This window comes from Mycoplasmopsis gallinacea (assembly GCF_900660495.1).
In the GTDB taxonomy this organism is placed as follows: domain Bacteria; phylum Bacillota_I; class Bacilli_A; order Mycoplasmatales; family Metamycoplasmataceae; genus Mycoplasmopsis; species Mycoplasmopsis gallinacea.
This window is the reverse complement of sequence record NZ_LR214950.1, coordinates 583,269-603,605: the sequence shown is the minus strand read 5'-3', so window position 1 is coordinate 603,605 and position 20,337 is coordinate 583,269. Positions and strand designations below refer to the sequence as shown.

At 27.0% G+C, this 20,337-nt stretch carries 15 protein-coding genes; 6 read left to right on the top strand and 9 right to left on the bottom strand.

Translation table 4 applies throughout. The features are described 5' to 3' along the window. Positions 1-131: 131 nt before the first annotated feature. The 3 genes from pyrH to EXC51_RS02245 all read left to right on the top strand — a co-directional run bounded on the left by pyrH (position 132) and on the right by EXC51_RS02245 (position 2,494). Positions 132-851 (top strand): UMP kinase, encoded by a 720-nt coding sequence (gene pyrH, locus EXC51_RS02255; protein ID WP_129620325.1) that lies wholly within the window; start codon positions 132-134, stop codon positions 849-851. A gap of 1 nt (position 852) precedes the next feature. Further along, a complete protein-coding gene (frr, locus tag EXC51_RS02250) occupies positions 853-1,404 on the top strand; it encodes a ribosome recycling factor (RefSeq protein WP_129620324.1) in 552 nt (183 codons plus the stop codon). A 61-nt stretch (positions 1,405-1,465) separates the two neighbouring features. Next, positions 1,466-2,494, top strand: coding sequence for an ABC transporter ATP-binding protein (locus EXC51_RS02245; protein WP_129620323.1), 1,029 nt, complete (start codon positions 1,466-1,468; stop codon positions 2,492-2,494). Positions 2,495-2,725: 231 nt separating this feature from the next. Here the strand turns inward: EXC51_RS02245 and tsaD are convergent, their stop codons facing one another. Genes tsaD through EXC51_RS02225 form a run of 4 tightly spaced genes read right to left on the bottom strand, consistent with a single transcriptional unit; the run spans position 2,726 to position 5,485 of the window. Continuing rightward, a complete protein-coding gene (gene tsaD, locus EXC51_RS02240; RefSeq protein ID WP_129620322.1) occupies positions 2,726-3,664 on the bottom strand; it encodes a tRNA (adenosine(37)-N6)-threonylcarbamoyltransferase complex transferase subunit TsaD in 939 nt (312 codons plus the stop codon). Beyond that, entirely contained in the window at positions 3,664-4,224 is a 561-nt protein-coding gene (gene tsaB, locus EXC51_RS02235) for a tRNA (adenosine(37)-N6)-threonylcarbamoyltransferase complex dimerization subunit type 1 TsaB (protein WP_129620321.1), read from the bottom strand. Before tsaB ends, tsaD begins: the two co-directional genes overlap by 1 nt. Beyond that, entirely contained in the window at positions 4,224-4,625 is a 402-nt protein-coding gene (tsaE, locus tag EXC51_RS02230) for a tRNA (adenosine(37)-N6)-threonylcarbamoyltransferase complex ATPase subunit type 1 TsaE (protein ID WP_129620320.1), read from the bottom strand. Before tsaE ends, tsaB begins: the two co-directional genes overlap by 1 nt. After that, positions 4,625-5,485: a DegV family protein gene (locus EXC51_RS02225; protein ID WP_129620319.1), complete on the bottom strand. Its 861-nt coding sequence runs from the start codon at positions 5,483-5,485 to the stop codon at positions 4,625-4,627. The genes tsaE and EXC51_RS02225 overlap by 1 nt, the downstream gene beginning before the upstream one ends. 37 nt (positions 5,486-5,522) lie before the next feature. On the opposite strand from EXC51_RS02225, the gene tapR reads away from it, so the two are divergent. Together tapR and tyrS are read left to right on the top strand one after the other, a co-directional pair. Beyond that, the gene (gene tapR / locus EXC51_RS02220) at positions 5,523-6,101 is read left to right on the top strand and encodes a TyrS-associated PheT N-terminal domain-related protein TapR (RefSeq protein WP_223211652.1); all 579 of its coding nucleotides are present in this window, start codon (positions 5,523-5,525) and stop codon (positions 6,099-6,101) included. Beyond that, a complete protein-coding gene (gene tyrS, locus EXC51_RS02215; protein WP_129620318.1) occupies positions 6,101-7,336 on the top strand; it encodes a tyrosine--tRNA ligase in 1,236 nt (411 codons plus the stop codon). The genes tapR and tyrS overlap by 1 nt, the downstream gene beginning before the upstream one ends. Positions 7,337-7,381: 45 nt before the next feature. Here tyrS and EXC51_RS02210 read toward each other — a convergent pair whose 3' ends face one another. Further along, entirely contained in the window at positions 7,382-14,335 is a 6,954-nt protein-coding gene (locus EXC51_RS02210; protein ID WP_129620317.1) for a hypothetical protein, read from the bottom strand. Positions 14,336-14,451: 116 nt separating this feature from the next. Here EXC51_RS02210 and EXC51_RS02205 point away from each other — a divergent pair, with 116 nt between their 5' ends. Then, complete coding sequence (locus EXC51_RS02205; RefSeq protein ID WP_223211651.1) at positions 14,452-15,546, top strand: IS30 family transposase; 1,095 nt, start codon at positions 14,452-14,454, stop codon at positions 15,544-15,546. Positions 15,547-15,711: 165 nt separating this feature from the next. Here EXC51_RS02205 and EXC51_RS02200 read toward each other — a convergent pair whose 3' ends face one another. The 4 genes from EXC51_RS02200 to coaBC all read right to left on the bottom strand — a co-directional run bounded on the left by EXC51_RS02200 (position 15,712) and on the right by coaBC (position 20,325). Continuing rightward, entirely contained in the window at positions 15,712-17,340 is a 1,629-nt protein-coding gene (locus EXC51_RS02200) for an IS1634 family transposase (protein ID WP_129620316.1), read from the bottom strand. Positions 17,341-17,554: 214 nt separating this feature from the next. Further along, positions 17,555-18,391, bottom strand: a complete 837-nt coding sequence (locus EXC51_RS02195; RefSeq protein WP_129620315.1) for an HAD family hydrolase — start codon at positions 18,389-18,391, stop codon at positions 17,555-17,557. 48 nt (positions 18,392-18,439) lie between these two features. Continuing rightward, positions 18,440-19,186 (bottom strand): type III pantothenate kinase, encoded by a 747-nt coding sequence (locus EXC51_RS02190; protein WP_129620314.1) that lies wholly within the window; start codon positions 19,184-19,186, stop codon positions 18,440-18,442. Continuing rightward, positions 19,168-20,325 carry a bifunctional phosphopantothenoylcysteine decarboxylase/phosphopantothenate--cysteine ligase CoaBC gene (gene coaBC / locus EXC51_RS02185; protein WP_129620313.1) on the bottom strand — a complete coding sequence of 386 codons (1,158 nt, stop codon included), beginning with the start codon at positions 20,323-20,325 and terminating at the stop codon, positions 19,168-19,170. Before coaBC ends, EXC51_RS02190 begins: the two co-directional genes overlap by 19 nt. Positions 20,326-20,337: the final 12 nt, after the last annotated feature.

Sequence of the window (20,337 nt, the reverse complement as noted above, 5' to 3'; positions counted from 1 at the left end):
ACCTCTTTTTTATATTTTTAAGCTTGTTTTTTAGGTCTAAAAGTTATTTTTTATTTTAAAAAATCATTATTTATCTGTAATTTTTGTTTTATAATTTAAATACTATTTTAAAGTAATATAAAAGAGGTAAAATGCTTAAATACAAAAAGATATTAATAAAATTGTCAGGTGAAGGATTTGCAAATAAATCAAAACACCTTGCAATTGATTATGATTTAGTTAACAATATAGCATTACAACTAAAACAAATCATAGATTTAGGTGTTCAAGTTTCAATCGTTATTGGTGGTGGTAACTTCTGAAGAGGTGCATCAGCTGCTAAAAATGGAATACCTAGAAGCAGAGCCGATTACATTGGTATGATGGCTACAATGATGAATGCAATAGCTCTTAGAAGTGGTTTTGAAAATATGGGCTTGAAAGCTAGAGTTTTAAGTTCATTTGACATTGATCCGCGTGTTGCTGAATATTATGTTAAAGAAAAAGCAATGAAATATCTTGGTGATGGTGAAATCGTTATTTTCGGTGGTGGAACAGGTAGACCATACTTTACAACTGACACTGCAGCTACTTTATATGCAGCTGAAATTGGTGCAGAAGTAATTTTAATGGGTAAAAATAACATCGATGGCATTTATGATTCAGATCCTAAAACAAACCCTAATGCAACCAAATTTGACACAATTACATATGATCAAATTTTAGAGCGTAAATTACAAGTTATGGATCTTACAGCCACAAGTATGGCTAGCGAAAATAACATTAACTTAATTGTTTTTAACATCTTAGAAGATGAATCAATTGTAAGAGCTTTAAAAGGTGAAATTGAGCATACGGAGGTAACAAAATAACATGGAATTAGATCTTTATTTATTAGAACTTGATGAACACAGTGATAAAGCAATTAGTCACTACAAATTTGAACTTTCTAAAATCTCAACTGGTAGAGCTAACCCTCAAATTGTTAAAGGTATTAAAGTTGATTATTATGGAATTATGACATCTCTTGAAGAGTTGGCTAATATTAGTGTCCCAGAACCACAACAATTGTTAATTAAACCATATGACATTTCTTCTGTTAAAGATATAGCAAAAGCTCTTTTAAATGCAAATTTAGGTATTAATCCTGTTGATGAAGGGAACCAAGTTAGAATGACTTTCCCTACTTTAACAACAGAAAGAAGAAGAGAACTTGCAAAAAGTATTTCTAAATTTACTGAAGCTGCAAAAGTGGGCGTTAGAAATGCTCGTCAAAACGTTAATAAAGCAATCAAAGCTGATGAAGAATTATCTGAAGATGTTCAAAAAACATACTTAGATAAAGTTCAAGCTGAAGTTGACAAATACATTGATAAAATTAACGAAATTGCAAAAGCTAAAGAACAAGACTTAATGAATAATTAATTAACTTCACAACCTTTACGGTTGTGATTTTACTTATCTTTTTAGTATAATAAACTTAATCATGAAATCAAAAATTTTCAATAAATTCAAACTTTTTAAACACGTTCAATCATTAATCTTTATTCGCAAAGAAATCAAAAAAATTAATGAAGAAACAATTATTAATGATAATCAAGATATAGTTCTTTCGATTAATAATTTAACTAAGTTTTTTATTAATTCACAAGGTGAATATAAAAAAGTATTAGATAAAATTAATTTCAAACTCAAAAAAGGTCAATTTCACGGTTTTATAGGTGATAATGGTGCAGGAAAAACCACTACATTTCGTTCAATTTTAGGTTTTTATAATTCATATGGTGGAAAAATCACTATCAACGGAATCGACTCAAAAAATAAAGAATCTAAAAAGTTTATTGGGTATATTCCGGAAGTTGCAATTTTCCCTAAAAACATTAATTCATGAGATTTTCTTACCTCAATGGGACAAATTTCAAATAAGAAATTGCCTAAAAAAGATATGAAAGCAAGAATTACAAACATTTGTAATAAACTTGAATTTGATCTTAAAGAATTAGATAAAAGCCCATACTATATGTCTTCTGGTCAAAAAAAGAAAATAATGCTTATTCAAGCACTTATTCATGATCCAGAACTGCTTATTTTAGATGAACCAGCTGCTAATTTAGATCCTAGTGCTAGAAATGAATTCTTTTCTATTTTGGAACAATTAAATAAAGAAGGTAAAACTATTTTGATTTCAAGCCACATTATTTCAGAACTTCAACTTCATATTGATAGTTACACTTTTATAAAAGGTGGGAAAATTGTTGAAACTACTTCAATAGAAGAGAAAATCAATAACCTTTCTTATGATAGAAAAATAAACACAAATAACAACTCATTAATTGTCGATTTTCTTACTTTAAATAACGTTACGTTTCGTTTAAAAGATAATTTTGTTTTTTATAAACTAAATGAATATCAAGAGGCAGTATTTAATGATTTCCTATTAGAAAACAAAATTCATATTTATGAACTTCAAAAAATAAATATAAATCTAAATGAGATAATATTTAACCAAAAATAATTAGTAAAATTTTACTATTTACTTTGACACTTTTAAAAATGAAAAACAACTAATAAATCTATATTTTAGATCTATTAGTTGTTTTTTTGCATTACTATTCCTATATAGCAAATTCATAATTATCTATTTAAAATTAGTTTAAAAATTATAAAAAAGACAATTAAATTTGTGTAAAAAATCCAGAAATAACATAAAAGCAAGACCGAAATTGGAAGCGATATCAGCTACTTTTTAGTCGTTTTTACTTCTTTTTAATTGTAAGTATGCAGCTTGTGCAATCATAGCTCCATTATCAGTTGCATATTTCATTTCTGGAATGATTGCTTTTGGATGAAGCTCTAAAAACCTTTTTCTTAATTCTTTGTTAGCGCTTACTCCACCACCTAAAATAATGGAAGCAGGCTTAAGATTTTCAATAGCTAAAGTTGTTTTTTCAATTAAATAATCTACTGCAGTTTTTTGGAAGCTAGCAGCAATTTGAATTGGATCAATATTAATATTTTTCATATTGTGAGTATTAATATATTGAAGAACTTGCGCCTTTAATCCACTAAATGAAAAGTCAAATTGATTATCTGTCTTAGGTTTTGTGAAATTAATATATTCACCACTATAATTAGCGGATATTTGATCAATAATTGGACCACCAGGAAAACCTAAACCGCATTTAACAGCTACTTTATCAAAAGCTTCACCAACAGCATCATCTAAAGTTTCTCCGATGATTTTGAAATTGTCTACATCATTAGCTCAAATAAGTTGAGTATGCCCGCCAGAGACAAGAAGGCAAAGAGCAGGGAAAGTGATTTCTTGGTTAATTGAACCTGATAATAAATGTCCATGTAAGTGGTTTATGGGTAATAAAGGAACATTTAAACAAAGCGCTAATGCAGAAGCAAATAATTTACCAATTTGAAGGGTACCAATTAATCCTGGTTCTTTAGTGTAAGCAACATAATCTATTTGTAAATTGGGGTATTTAGTTAAAATAGCTTGCTGAATAAGTGAGATATTTTTAACATGCTCTCTTGAAGAAATTTCCGGAATAGTTCCACCAAATTCTTTAAAAATATCAATTTGTGAAATGCTTCACATATCGATGATTTGACCATCTTCTAAAATTGCAATTGAAGTATCATCGTGTGAAGTTTCGATAGCGATAATTCTCATTAATTACCTCCTATTTGAGGTTTTTTAACATATTGAGGTTCTACTGACATTGGATCAGCTTCTTTAAAGCAATCTTTGTAAGAAGCAAAGTTTTGAGTAAGTTTTCCAAAATCAATTTTTTGAAGCTTGCTTAAATCTAAATCCAATACCTTAATTGAGTCAAAAACATCTATAGAATTAATGTTTTTGCTTGGTGTTAAAAAGTACATTTTTTTACCTTGAGCATCTAAATATAACTCTGAAGCATGAGAAAATTGTTTCTGTAACAAAGCAAATGAGTTTGTAACAAAAAAGTGAGTTTTAAGCATTAAAGCAACAGTTCTAAAGTAAATAAATGAACTTCTAATTCCAGTAAAAAAACCAGGGCCAATATTTGTATATAAACCCTTTATATCCTGAATTTTGAGACTGTTTTTAGCTAATATTTGTTCAGTTGAAGAAATAATTAAGTCCACTTTTTTCTTTTGAGCAGCTATAAAAACATTATCAATTACATTGAAATTATCATCAAATAAAATCAAGCAAAAATCTTCAGTTGCTGTATCTAAAAAAAGATTCATTATTTCTCCTTAACTATTACTTGACGAACATTATTATCATTATTTATAAGTATTTGAATATAGCTATCAAAGTAGCTATCAATCTTTTTTAAAGAAGCCCATTCAATTGCAACAATATTTCCTTCAAAGTAATCCTCAAATTCTTCTAGATCACCTTTGTAGTTATATAAATCAATATGGATTAATCCTGGATAATCTTTCATATATGAAAATGAAGGAGAAGTAATGTTTTGTTTAATGCCGATTTTTTTACCAAGCATTTTTACAAAAGTTGTTTTTCCAGCTCCTAAATTACCATCTAATAAAATAGTTTGAGTTTTCTGAATCAAAGGAAAAATTTCGTTTAAAATTCCTTCTCATTGTTCAATTCTGTTAATTGTGTAAGTTTTTTCGAATTTCATTATAAAACTGCTTTAACTTCAGGAGCAATCTTTTTAGTTAAAATTACAACGATAGCTTCTGGGCCAGTGTGGATTGAAACAACAGAAGGGATATTTCCTGTATAAACATTTAAATTATATTTTTCTTGAATGTACTGTTTTACTTTACTTATTTCTGGGTTATTTGAATGAAGTAAAATAAAATCATAATCTTTAAGATTATTTACTTTTGAAGCTTTATCATCAATTGAATTGAAAACTGCTTTTAAAAATACTCTTCCCTTACCCTCTTTAAGAAGCTGTCCTTTTTCGAACTTGATAAGTGGAACAATTTTAAAAAGCTTAGCAAGAGCAGCAGCAGCTGGGTGTAATCTCCCGCCTTTAACTAAATAATCGTTATATTTAGGGATTAAAGTAACATCAAAGTTTTCATCTCATTTTTGAACTTCCGCAATAGCTTGCTCTATGCTTATCCCTTGCTCAAGAAGCATTTTTAAACGAAACGCTTTAATTATAATTAAATGAGCAATGTCTTGAGATTCAATAACGTGCAAGTTTTTAATTCCGCTTTCTAAATTCTTAGCAATTTTATATTGGCTAGAAAGATGTGTAGAAATTGGGAAATAAACTACATTTTCATACTCGTTGCTAAGTTTTTCAAATAAGCTTTGAATGTATCCTAGTGGTGTTGAGCTAGTTTTTGCAACCTTTGAATCAAGTGTAAAAATATCAAAAAGATTATCAGATTTAATATCTATACCATCTTTATACGTTGTACCATCAATATCTATTTGTAATGGTAAGAATTCAAATCCAATTTCTTTAGCTTTTTGAGCATCAAACCCAGATGATGAATCAAGAATTATTATAGTATTTTTCATATCTCTTATTATATTTGAAATTTGATAAAATTAAACTATGTTAATAGCCAATAATTTAATGATAAATTCACAAGAATATAGCGTTGTTTTTGTTGATTCTAGAGTGAAAAATACTAAAAAAAATATCGATCAAAAAAACAATATGGTTTTCTTTGTTGATGAAGAAAATAATGTTAATTCAATCAATGTTTTTAACAAACATTTTGCTAATCCAAAAAATCATTTCCTTTTCTCTTTAAATGATGAAGAAGTAAGTTTTTTACAACAATGCGCAACTGAAAATGGATTAAAAATTAGTAATGATCCAAAGTTTGTATATGTTCAAATCAAAAAAAGAGAAGTTCATCCAAAAAGTGAAAAACTTTTTGTTCTTACAGTTTTTGATGGAGTTAGAGATATTCAAATTGTAACTAACACCTTAGAGTCAACTGAAGGTAAAGTTTTAGTAATGGCAAAACCTGGTTCATTTACTTTTAAAGGTGATTCAGTTGTGCTCGGTAAACTTATGGATGTTGAAAGTGAAGGAATGCTTACAGGTTATAAAACATTAGGTCTTGAAGAGGAAGGGCTCATTTTCGGGACTAATGAACAAATTGGAAAGGATTTTGTAATCTAATGCAAGAAATTTTAAATGAATTAAGAAATAGAGGTATTTTAAAACAAATCTCTAATGAAGACAAATTTAAAAATTTAAAAGAAAATGACGGAGTTTACTGCGGATTTGATCCAACAGCAGAAAGCCTTCACCTTGGAAATTACATTCAAATTGCCAACTTATTACGTTTTAAAAAACTTGGTTGAAATGCAGTAGCTGTTCTCGGTGGAGCAACTGGAATGATTGGAGATCCTTCGTTTAGAAACTCAGAACGTTCACTTTTAGATGAAGAAACACTTCAAAGAAACAAAAACAAAATCCGTGAGCAACTTGAGAGATTTGGCCTTACTGTAGTTGATAATTATGAATTTTACAAAGAAATGAACATTCTGCGCTTTTTAAGAGATATAGGAAAACTTGTAAATATTAGCTATATGATTAACAAAGATTCAGTAGCTTCTAGAATTGAAAATGGACTTAGCTTTACTGAATTTACTTACCAATTAATCCAAGGATGAGACTTTTACCAACTTTACAAAAATAACAATGTTAAAGTTCAATTTGGTGGCTCAGATCAATGAGGTAATATTACAACAGGACTTGAAATTATTTCAAAACAAACTAGCGATGAACATCAAGCTGTAGGACTTACAATTAATTTATTAACTGACTCAAATGGTGTTAAATTTGGAAAATCAACTGGTGGTGGAAACTTGTGAATTGATAAACAAGCTACAAAACCATATGATATGTACCAATTTTTATTAAATCAACCTGATTCAGAAGTTGATAAATTACTCAAATGATTAACATTTCTTTCAATTGAAGAAATTGAAGAAGTTATTACAAAACATAAAGAAAATCCAGCACAAAGAAGTGCTCAAAAAGTATTGGCATTTGAAATTATTAAAGATTTACATGGTGAAAAAGAAGCTCAAAAAGCTCAATTAACAAGTGAGGTGTTATTTAATAAAAACATTGATTTAAAATCGCTTTCACTTGATCAATTAAGTGAGCTTGAAGATAATTTAAAAGTAGTTAATTTGCACTTTGGGCAAAGTTTATTTGAGCAATTAGTTGCTGAAAAAATTGTGTCCTCAAAAAGAGAAGCTAGAGAGTTTCTCCAAAATAAAGCTATTAAAATCAACGGAGAAGCAATTAATGAAGAATTTATTTTAAACTCTCCAGAATACCAAAATAAATATGCATTTTTAAATGTGGGGAAAAAGAACTTTTATCTTATTAAAGGGAATTAAAAAAACGAATATCACTTATTTTCAAGTGTATTCGTTTTTTAATTACTATTTTTTAAATTTAATTCATCCGAATTTTTTATTAAGGAAGAAAAGGCCAACTCCAGTAAAAGGAATAAATAAACTGAAAACAACAGCCAATGTTATTGCTAGTGCATTACTTTTTGAACTAGAAGAGCTATTTTGAGAAACAATTCCTAATTGCTCTTTAAATAGGTTAATTTTTTTAATTTTTTCTTGGTCTTGATCGTTATCCATATTTTGCTCAAGGTTGATTTCATCTTTAAGGGATTGGTATTTTTTAAGATCAGTTGAATTTAAATTACCATTTTGGACTTTTTGATCAAGAAGTATTAATTCTTCTCTTAATTGTTTCATTGAATTATTTAAATCCTTGTTTTCTTGGGTAAATTGTTGAGCTTTTTCAGCATCAATAATTTGAGATGCTTTTTCTTTCTCGGATTCAATTTGTTTATCATTTAACGAACCAGTTTGTAAGTTGCTAATCGCTTGATTTACAGCATTTATATCACTGTTTAATTTTTGGATATTTATAAACTCATTTTGTGGTGAGTTAATTTCTGAGAATTTTTCTTTTTGAAACTCAGATAAATTATCATTTTTAATTAACTCTTTATTTGAGCTAATTAATTTCAGTTTATCAGATTCGTTATTATCAACAAAGTTATTGTAAATTTTGTCAATTTCTTTTTTAACCATTACATTTAATTCATTAAATTGTTGGTTTGTTAATTTAGATACATCAATTGTTTTTAAATCATTTGAATACTTTTTAAAACTATCAATTAATGGTGAGTTTTCAAACCCTAAAAGATGTTCTAAAAGAGTATCTACTTCACTTAAATTCAATTTAAAATCAGCATCGATTTTTTTTCTAAACGTAATAATTGAATTTATTTTATTGCTATTAGAATTTTCAAATGAAATTAAAGCAGTTTTGATTTCTTGAAGTTTTTCTTTTTGCATATTTTGGTAATTTAGAGTTGCAAAACCACGGAAATTTTGTTTATATTGATCTAAATCAACAAAGTTATTGTTACTAAATCATTGTTGATTAATTTTATTAATTAATGCAGAAACTTCTTTTTCTAAAACTTTTCTAGATTCGATTTTATCTTTAAGTTCATTTAATTTTTCTTTTGCAGTCTCAATTTCTGTTTCTAATTTATTTAGAGACATTTGATCTTTAATTAGATTTACTTGTTTAAAGTAAACAATAAAAGGTTTTTTAATTTCATCTTCAACACTTGTGTTGTGAGAAGTAAATATATCTTGAAAATCATTTAAAACAGCATTTAATCTTTCTTTTGCTTTTTGAACTTGTTTTTGGTGCTCAGCATCTATTTGAGATTTATTGTTTTCTAATTGTTCAAAAGCGCTTTGCCAATTTCTATATTCTTCTTCAAAAGTTGAATCATTTAAAGATTCATAATTTCAATTTTGAAGTTGAGTATTTTGTGATCGAGCATCATTTACAAGTGAGTTATATATCTCATTACTTGAGATAACTTGATCTAATTCTTGCATCTTTTGCTTAATTTCATCAACTTTTAATTGTCTTTGTTTTTTAGCGTTATTCGCAATTAATTCTTTATAAAAAGATTCATATTTAGTGCTTAAATTATCGAGTGAATTAATTAATTCTTTAGTTTTAGTTAATGATAAATTAGGAGTATTTACGCTTTGGTTATAAATATCTTTTAAATCAGAAGCATTATATGAAACTGTTTTAAGTTTGTCTAAAATTACATTAGCTCTTTCTTTTTGAATTTTAAAAGCTTCTTTAATTTGAATTTCATTGTGTTTATCATTTTCATTTTTTAATTCTTGCACTTTTGCAAGAAGCGCTTCACCTGAATATCCAGGAAGCTCTGCATTAATTTGTGAAAGAAACTCTGAAAGTTGATTTTGGTAATTATTAAAATAAGGGAATTTAACTCTATATTGTTCAAGAAGTTCAAGAGTTTTTTCTTGCTCAACTTGAAATCTATTTAAAGCTTCATTTTTAATTCTTTGAACTTCAAGATGCAATCTTTTGTTTTCAATTTCATTAATTAAATTTACTGCTTTTAAATTATTCTCATCAATTAAGTTTTCTTTTACATTGATAACAAATGAAATAGATGCAATTTGTTCTAATTTTTCTCTAATTTCAGAGACAAACATTTCAATATTTGTGTATTGCGACAAAATTAAGTGTAATTTTTCATTTACTTTGTTTATAGTTTTCTGTAAGTTAGATTGTTTTATAAGAAGCGATACATTAGCTTTTAAGTTTTGTAAATTAGAAATTTCTCTTGTAATTTCCAATTCATCTTTAACTTTTGTTTTATTTTTAAGATCAGTGAATTTTCCATGAAGAGAAACTAATTGCTCGCTGATAAAATTGTTATTTGGAGTAATTTGTTCTGCTAGTTTTTCAATTACTAAAAGTTCTTGATTAAAGTTGCTTAAAGCTTGATCTTTATCGTTTTCCAAATTATTAATTTCAGTCTCAAATGCTGGAAGATCTTCTAAAGCGTTTGAAAGTTCTTCTTTATTTGAATTTGCTTTTAAATTATTTAAGTTAGTAATTTTTGAACTTATTTTTTTAACAATAGCATCTTCTTTTGTGAATTTAGAAGTAATGCTTATTTTTTTATCATTTAATTTTTGGATTAATTGGTCAATCCTTTGAACTAAAATTAATACTTCATTTGAAGTATACTGAGCATTTAAATCATTTATGTATTGCTTAAGATCTTGGTTAGATGCACTAGATAAATTGTTTTTAATATTATTAATGTTTGATTCGTATGTAGAAGAATTTGAACTTAAGTTATTAAAGGTTTTCATTTGAGCAAGAAGCTCTTCGCTTTTGCTAATTAAAAGATTTAAAATCGATAAGTTTTTGTTTTTTTCATCGCCTTTTTTAGTAAGCAAAATGTTTTGTTCTAATGCTCAATTATACTTTTGGCTAAGTAAATTGGTATTAGAAACAATTTGCTCAATTGAATGGTTGTTTTGAATTTTTGAGTCTGTATCAACTAAAAATTGTTCTAGTTCAGTGACAAAAGTTGCTTCAGAATTATTAGCATATTTCTCTTTAAAATTTAAAAGTGAAACATCAACTTTTGCTTTTAAATTTTGATACTTTGTAAGAGCAACATTTCTTCTTGTTTGCTCAATGCCACTTTTTAGGTATTCATTTTTTTGTTCAACTACTTTAAAAGAGTTATATGAAGATTTTTGAGACTGAATTTCAGCAATTAAAGCCTTTAAATTGTCAATTGATTCGTTTGTTTCGTTTTGGTTGTTATCAATAAATTCTTGAGCTTTAGTTATTGTTTTATTAAGCTCATTTAAACTATTTTCAAGCTGCATTTGAGTTAAAAAGTTTTCAATCATTGGTGTCTGGTTTTCATAAGCTTCTTTTGTATTTGAAGCAACAGAGTTATTAAATTCACTTATTTTATTATTGATTTTAATAACAACTGGATCTGAGTCACCTTTAGAATTAATTAATTGATTTTTAAATTCATTAAGTGAATTTAACTTAGTTACAAAATTCATTCTAGCTTCTTTGATCTCTAAATTAGTCACAAAAGTACTAATTTGCTGTGTCGTTGAATTAATTAAATCTTGGTCAATTTTATGCGAAGATGCAAGAAGTGAATCGATTTGATTTACAAAATTAAAGAATTCATTTTTTAACTCACTATGATTTGAAATTTGTGAGAAATTGTTTTGAGCTTTTTTAAGCGAAACTAAAATTTCTTTAAATTTATTTATAAAATCAGAAGTGTCATTTATGTTTTTGAACAACACTTTATATTTATCAAAGTTATCAGCATTTAAATTTTTAAATGAGCTTGTAAGAACATTGTATATGTGTGAATTTGAAGAAGAAATGTTTTGAAGTTTTTGATAACTTAACAAGAATTCGTTAATTTGATTATCAATATTATTTAAACTATTAACACTATTGGAAGAATTTATAAATTGTTTAAATAAAGCTTTAGTTTCGTTAAATAAAATTGATCTTTCTAGGAAACTAGACACTTCCGCTTTTTTATTATTTAAAACTTCTTGTCCATTTAATTCTCTTTTTGCTTTTTCAAAGTTCTCAATAACTCCTGAAATGCTTTTTGCTATATGATTAGCATTTTTGTTATCCACAAAAATATTTTTTAAAGCATTATAAACAAGTGAAAAATTAGATTGAAGTGATGAACTTGCTTCTGTGTAATTAGGATTTTGTTTGTAGTTAATGTTTTGTTCTCATAAAGATGAAGCCTGATTCATTAATGATTCAAGTTGTTCAAGTTCAAGCGAAGTAGTGTTGTAACTTTCTTGAGATTCAGACGCAAGTAATAAAGCTTTGTAACTTTCTTTTTGAGCACTATTTAAATATTGTTTAGAGTTGAGTAAAGTTTCAATTGCATTAAGATTGTTTTCAGTTTTTGCATTATTTACGATTTGATCAATTGAAGAGTTATCGCAACTGTTTTCTATTTGAGATGCATAACTATTTAACTTAAATTTAGGCAAATTAGGTAAGTTGTTAAGGATGTAAGTTTTTTGGTGATTTTTATACTCTTGAATATTTGCTCAGTGAGTATTAATGTCGGTTTTAATTGATTCTATTTCATTAACTGTACTAATTAAATTTGTGATGTTTAAATCTAAATATTGTGCATTTTGAGAACTAAAATTATTAACTAATATTGATATTAATTCATTATATCTATTTCGTTTACTTTCTTGTGAGCGCCTAAAATTGTCAGAATTAATAAAAGCATTATTTTGAGAAATTAAATCTTGAGCTTTTTTAGTATAGATGTTAAGTTGGTCAATTTCATTAATTAAATTATCGACTAAAAATTGATCCATTGAATTTAAAGCGGAAATATATTGGTTTTCAAGTTTATTTTTCTGAGTTTGAGCTAAATTGGTTGCCTCATTTAATTTTTGTTCAATTAACCTTCTGTCTGCTTTTCAAAATTCGCGATATGCCTTAATTTCATTATTAAACGAAATCGCGCTTTCTTTGTATGGATCAATCGAGCTTAAAGAAATATTATTAATAATGTTACTGATTTGCTCTTTAATTAAAGTTTTTTTATCATTAACAAATTTTAAATATTGTTCTTTTCCTCATTGATATTGACTTTGTGAATTTCAAGAAGATTCTATTTCTGTTTTTGTAGTTGAAAGATTATCAAATACAACTTCGTTGTAAGCTTCTACTTTTTTAGTTAAAAGATTTACTGCATCATAAATTGAATCAAAGAAATTGTTGTTATAAACACTGTTTCCAAAAATTTCATTATATTCATTTTCAAATCTTGAAATTTGATCTGATAAAGTTTGAACAGGATTTGAATCTAAATAATCGCCAGAAATTAATAAAGAACTAGTTTGATCAAGTTTAGTTTTTGCATCTTTTTTCTTGTCAATTATTTCTAATCATTTATCTTTATTATTTACTATAAAATCAGAAAGAGATTTGAGTTTTAAAGCATTTTCTCTAATTGGCAATCTGTCGGCTTTTATTGAATTAATTGAATCTAAAAATTTAGTTTTTAAAAATTTAATTTCAACTGAAGAATCTCCAAAACCTTTTTCTCTTAATTTAGAAATTAATTCATCTGTTCCGCTTTCGGTTGCTTTAACGAGTCTTGTAAATGCTTCATTTTCTCTTACTCTAAAACTAAATGATCCTTTATTATATTGAAGACCTTTGTAGTAAATATTATCTTCAGTTTTCATATAGTAATTTAAAGTAATTTGATCATTTTTGCGGAATACATAACCATCTAAAGACACTTTATGATTTGTATGATCAAAAACTAAATTGTATTTAGTTTCTTGGTTAGAACCTTCAGTTATAACTGTAGCCTCACCTTGAAAACCATTAGAATCACCATTGTAAATAAGGAATTCTTCACCTTCGTTTATGTTATTTAAAAACGAAAGAGTTCTAACAGGGAATCATTCAGTGTTTTCCAGCTCAGCTTGAGTGTAGGTGTAATTAGTCTTAATAATTTTTTCAATAAGAGCATCACCTGCATGATCAAAAACGGAAATACCAGTTCTTAATAAATTGGTTTCTCTATTTAATTTTTCATAAACTTTTTGATTAATAGGTGGAGCTGTTAAGTAAGGTTTGCTGGCGTTTTTAGAACGACTTGTAAAGTTAATGTGCAATCAATTTTTATAATCCCCACCATTACTTTCGTCCATAACTATATTAATAAGATTAAGTTTGATATTTTCTTCAGTGTCATATTCATCTTGAATAATCATATTTGGAGCTCTTCAATATGTACCATAACGCTTATCTTTATCAACAACTAAGTGATGCATATTGTTTATAATAAACATTTTTCCACGCAGTTGATCTAGTGTAGGGTTTATTGAGGGGTTTCCTGTTTCGTTTTTAAATAAAAATCTATTAAATCTATTTCAAACATTTTCTATTTTATTTGCTCATTCTTTTCGATTCTTTTCAGACATTCTAGATATATTTTCATTTTCATCTTTAACTCTAATGATTATAGTTTCTGATGGATAGTTAGATAAAAAACTAGCCATTTGACTGATATATTGTTCAAAAGTTGAAGTTGAATAGGCTCCACCATGATTTATTCACATATCAGAAGAAATTCTAATGTCAAAAAACCTTATCCCTTCTTTAAGTTGTTGTGTAAAGTCACGACTTTGAGTTTTTGCTCAAGCTTGTCCAAAAAATCACTTAAAACCACTTCCACTAAACATAGCTGAATCGTGTGTTCCAGGAATAGAAAGGTGACTAAGCGGTTTTCTACCGTCCACATATTTCATTCAATCATTGAAGTTTAATCTTGTCTGAGCTATATCAACTGAACTAATTTGATTTTTGTCATAGTTTTGATTTGACATTCGGTAAGAGGAAAGTGAAAAAAGTGTAGTTGCAACTGCAGCTGTGGATATAAAATTGATTTTATTTTTTCATTTCATAATAATTTTCCTCTTTTTCTATTTATTTTTTTATTTTATTCTTTTTTTCTTGTGTTTTTGTTTCTTTTAAATTTATTAAAATTTTTTTGTGGTGTTTTTGCAAAGGATCCACATAAATGAATTATAAAAGAATTTGTTTCAAAAATAGGGTACAACTAGAACTTTTTTTAAAAGATTATTCGATTTCTTTAGGAAGAATTGCAAAAATTCTTGGTTTTTCAAAATCTACAATATGAAGAGAAATAAAAAATAATTCGACCGAAAATGGGTATATAGCTGAAGAAGCTGAAAACAAATCTAAAATAAGAGAAAAATGAAAATATCAATTTAAATTGGAATCTGATTTTTATTATTTCAAAGACTTCACAAAAGTATTTTTAGAAAACTTTGACAATACTTATTCAGGGGTAAAAATTACCTGATTCAAAATCAAGAATCATTATGATTTTCCAATACCTACAATCAAAACAATTTACAATTGAATGAATAGTGGCTTATGAGCATTGACAATAAAAAACAAGCTACGTCCACGTTATAAAAAAGGTGGAAAAAGAACTGGTGATACAATAACAAGACTTGTAGGTAATAGATATGTTATACCAATAACTTTTAGACCTAAAAATGTTAATGATAGATCTGAATTTGGACACTGAGAAGCTGATTTAATTGTCGGTAAAAAAGGAAAAACTACTGCACATTTACTAACCTTTGAAGAAAGACAAACTCGTTACGGATTGATAAGAAAAGTACCAGATAAAAATCCATGAAATGTAGCAAAAGTGTTGTTTGAATTAATTAAAGAAAAAAGACTAAATGTTAAATCTATAACTATTGATAACGGACTGGAATTTAAGTCGTTTTTCATGATTGGTTATAGGTTGCAAATTAAAATTTATAAAGCTGATTCATACGCTTCTTTTCAAAAAGGATCAATTGAAAACTTTAATGGTTTAATAAGAAGAAAATATCCAAAGAAAACTAATTTTATCAAAATATCGGATGAAGAAATTATGGAAACAGAAAAACAAATAAACAATATGCCAAGAGAAATTCTTGATTATTTTTCAGCTGATGAGTTGTTTTTCGATCTGAATTATCATAAAAAACCTTGAGATTCAAAAATACAAGAAATCCAATTATATGATCGTCCTTTTAGAAAAAGAAAGTCAAATACCGAAAGAAACAAATTCTTCAAATGATATAAAAAATAATTCATAAGATTTAAAGAAACACCACAAAAAAACACCATCCCTTATGTTGCGTTGGGGTGGTGTTTTTGTTGCACCCTGAGTTTCCAAGTTGATACACTATAAAAAACGAATACATCTATAAATAAGGTGTATTCGTTTTTTATATTTAAAATTACACACATAGAATTAACTCATACATGCGATAAAATCTTTATAAATTTTTATATTTTCTTTATGGTTTTCATCCAAATCATTAATTATTTCTTGTACCACTTTTCCATTTACTTCTTTTTTTGTTATAGTCATCATTCTTAATGAATCCACAAATAAATCTAACGTCACTTTTTGTACTTCTCCATTGATTTCATAATATTTCTTTAATTTGTAAAGACAGTATTTTAAAACAACAAGAGCAATGAAACATAACAAAAGATGCGCAAGTATATGCTGTTCATTATGAACAAAAACAGGTCTAACTTGTAAAGAAGATTTTAATGTTCTGAAATTTTCTTCTACTTTTCATTGTTTTCTGTAAATTTCATTAGCTTTTTCTGGTGTTAAATCTAGAATATTGGTTTCAATAATGTAAAAACCATCTTCAGATTCTTTTTTCTTAATTTTCTCTCAATTTAATTTACCCACTGTTTTGCCATCAATGTCCATGTATTTCTTTTTATATTCTGGAACTAAAGAACTAAGTGGTAGTTCTCCATTTACAGTTTTCTTATTCAATTTATCAATAAAATTATTTCTTCTTAATTTATCTAAAGTATTTTTTCCAGGACTGAAAAACACACATCATTTTCTGTATTTACCGTTAAATCTATTTTTATTTCAAATAGATTCAACAATTTGTTCTTTTCAAAACATTTCATCTCTAAAAACATAATATTTGTCTTCAAGAATGAATTTTTTCATCCCAATACTTAATGTATCTAATCTTTTTTGAAATATATATTTAATTCCTTTTTGTTCTAGGAAACGTAAGTTTGCGTTGTTATTTATTCCACGATCTGCAACTATTGTAATATCCTTTATTTTATAGATTGATTGAAGTTCTAAAACGAAGGATAACATTGTTTTACCATCAGCTGTGTTACCTGGAAAAACTTTATAGTGTATTGGTATTCCGTTTTCATCTACAGCCATTGCTATGACTACTTGATCTTCATTGTGTTTTCCGTCTTTTGAAAAACCGTTTTTTCTTATTCCTTCTCTTGTAAAGCTTTCAAAATAAACTGTTGTGTTATCGAAGTGAAAAACTTTATTGTTACGATTTGTAAATTCATTTATTTTTTGAAATAAATTGACTAAAACAGAATTCTTATTTTCGAAAATAACATCAAGATAGTTATATATTGATGATTTTTTAACATTAATATCATTTATAAAATCACTTTTATTTTTATATTGTGACATATAGCTTCTTGGAAGGATAATTCTAGTTGCTATGAAAAATTCCAAAACCTCTTCTAACGATTTATGTTTACTTTTTGGTAATGCTGAAAATAAATTTAATTCTTTAATAACTTTATAAATTAAATCAACTCCAATATTTTGGATACTTGTTTTTACAGAAGTGGGTTTTAATAATTTAAAAAATTCTTCTTTTGCAACAGCTTTATCTAAAGATGTATCTACTTTTTTTGCTATTTCTTTCATATCTTCAATTGAAGATAATCCATACTTTTCTTTGATATCTTCTCAGTATCCTAGACCAATCTGATTTCCATAACCTTTTTTAAAACCTTTAGAAATAGCTAAAACTAAATAATATTTTCCATTTTGTTTTTTCTTGCATAAACTGTAACTCATGCTCTTATTATATCATTTTATGTATGTAATGTAAGTAAAAAAATATTTTTTTCTTTAGCTCATATATCTTTGATATATGTATAAAAAAATGAGCCTAAAAAATAGGCTCAACTTGGAAACTCAGGAAAAAAACACCATCCCTTATGTTGCGTTGGGGTGGTGTTTTTGTTGCACTGGAGATTACACTCAAGCATTAACCAATTTATTGGTTAATTTAGTTTAAATTTGTTAATGACAAAATGTACTCACCAATTGTTCCGCTTTCGTGATCACCAATAACTATATTTGCAGCCGCTTTAGCTTCATCAGTTTCATTTCCCATTGAAACACCAATAGCTGCTCCTTCAAGCATATGAACATCATTTCCTGAATCACCAAAAGTTACAAGAGAGTCTTTTGATAAGTTTAAGTTTTCTAAAAGTTTGTATAAACCAGTAATTTTTGAAACTCCTCGTGGATTAACATCAGTGTAAACTTCATTAGTTAAATATACTTCATAAAGATCAGGATCTAATTCAGATTCAACTTGTTTTGTGGTCTCCAAGGCTGTTTCAATTGGGTTTCTAAGCGCCATTTGAGTAATTTTTGAATTTGGATCATAAACAACTTTTTCCATTTCTTCAAGAGTTGCTCTATGAAGTAAATTTAAATCCATAATTTGCTTTTGACTTAATCAACTTGGGAATTGATCATTTTGAGAAATAAATGAACCATTGTATTTATCAGTATCAATTGTTAAAATAAGCTCCTTTTCAATTGCATATCTTTTAACAACTTCAAAAGCTGAAGGATGAAGTGAAGCAAGAACTGTAATTTTGTCATTGAGCACATCATAAATTAATGAACCATTTGAACAAACAATGTAATCAATCCCTTCAAGAATTTTATTTTTGATAAGCGGAATTACTTTTAAAACACCTCTACCAGTAGCTATAACATTAATGTGCCCATTTTTTTCTACTTTTTTAAGCGCTTCTAATGTAAAAGGATGCACTGAATTATCTTTTCTTAATAATGTTCCATCTAAATCATAAGCAAATACATATTTCATGATAAACCCACTTTCTAAGTTTGAATTATAATTTGTAAAAATTAAAAATTAAAGATTAAAGTTATCTTCAAAAATTTGATAATAACCTTTTAAAACAATATTATCTACTACTTTGTGTTTAGTTTTGCAAATGTTTTTAATATCACCACCACTAACATATGGCCTTGCATAGCTTTCTTTTTCACTGGTTTTTAAAATATCTAAGTGTGCTTGAATAAAACCTCTACGGAGCATATTAAACCCCATTTTTAGCGCATCAATGGTATTTGTCCCCATCGCTATTTGCTTAGTGTAGCTAAATTGCAAGTGTTTTAAACCATCTGCTTGCTCAAGCAGTTTATTAAAAGCAAAACCAATACCAGGAGCAATTGAAACTCCCTTTATTTTGTAATCTTTAATTTTTATAGCAACGGCAGCTGTACCAAAAAGAAAAATCATACTATCTTTTTGTTCTTTGCAAGAATAATATGAAGCTCCAAGGATGTCGGCCCCTACCTTTTGCTTATCTATTTTACCAAATGAAAAATTAAATTTTAAAGATGAATTAATTTCAAATAAATTCTTGAAATTTAGGCTATAAAAATCCTTCAAAATTTTAGTAACTCTTTTTACAACGCTTCCATAAACAATATTATCTTTAGGCATAATTTCAAAAACGGAATTTAAATATGCAACTGAATCATCGTTAAAAGCTTCAGTGCGAATTTGCTCAACTTTGACAAGTTTTTTATTTTCAAAAAGCCCGCATTTTACATAGGTGTTACCTACATCATAAACTATTGTTTTTCTTTTCATATTCGATAAACCTTTTCGCTAATTAATTGAGCTAAGTTATGTTTTGAAATTTCAGTAAATTCATTAAATCCATCTTTTTCAATTAAAAAACCAGTTGAAAATTGACTTTTTAATGTGTTTTTATTATTAACCACAATTAAGTCTAAGTTTTTAGTTTTAAGCTTTTTAGTCCCGTTTTCTAGAAGGTTTTGACTCTCAAGAGCAAAACCAATTTTAATTTTATCCGGATAAAGAATAGAAACTTCTTTTAAAACATCTATTCCGATTTTGTAATTAAAACTTACATTGTCTGATTTTTTAATTTTAGCTTCATGTTTTTCAAAAATAAAGTCACTTACAGCAGCAACTGAGACAAAGACATCATTTTTTTTGATGTACTTAAATACTGCTTCTTGGTACTCAAAAACAGAATCTACATTAATGATTTTAGTGCGTGAATCGAAATAATTATTAAGTTGTGAAATATTGGCATTAATAATCGTTAAATCAAAGTATTTAGATAGTTCTTTAGCTAAAAAGATACCCATTTGTCCGCTTGATTTAACACTCACAGTTCTAACATCATCTAAATAAACATTGGTATAACCAATTGAAATTAAAAGTTTAGGTTTGTTTTTGTTAGTTAAAAAATTTATAACTTCATAAGGTTCAATAACTCTTCCGATTCCAATATCTCCACATTGCAGAATTCCGTAATTTGGGCCAATAAAAGTTACTCCTAGTTTTTTAAGTTTTTCAATGCTTGCCTGCAAGATTGGGTTTTGATACATATTGAAATTCATTGCAGGAGCAATGATTGTTTTATTATGAAATCCCATAGCTAAAATAGTGGTAGCAAGGCTATCAGCAATTCCATTAGCATATTTATTAATTGTGTTAAATGTAGCTGGATAAATAATGATGTGATTAAATTCTTTAGCTAGTTCAACGTGAAATGAAGGATTATGCACAAAATCTTCCATATCTTTATTTTGGTTCAAAATATAATCATTATATCTTTCTGTTGAAAAAGTAAAAATTTCACCAGCTTTATTAGTAAAAAGAATTTTAATTTCTCAATCAAGTTCTTCTAAATTGCTTATAAGAGATTCTAATTTTTTGATAGCAACACTAGAAGAAGCAATTATTAATATTTTCATATATACAATTTT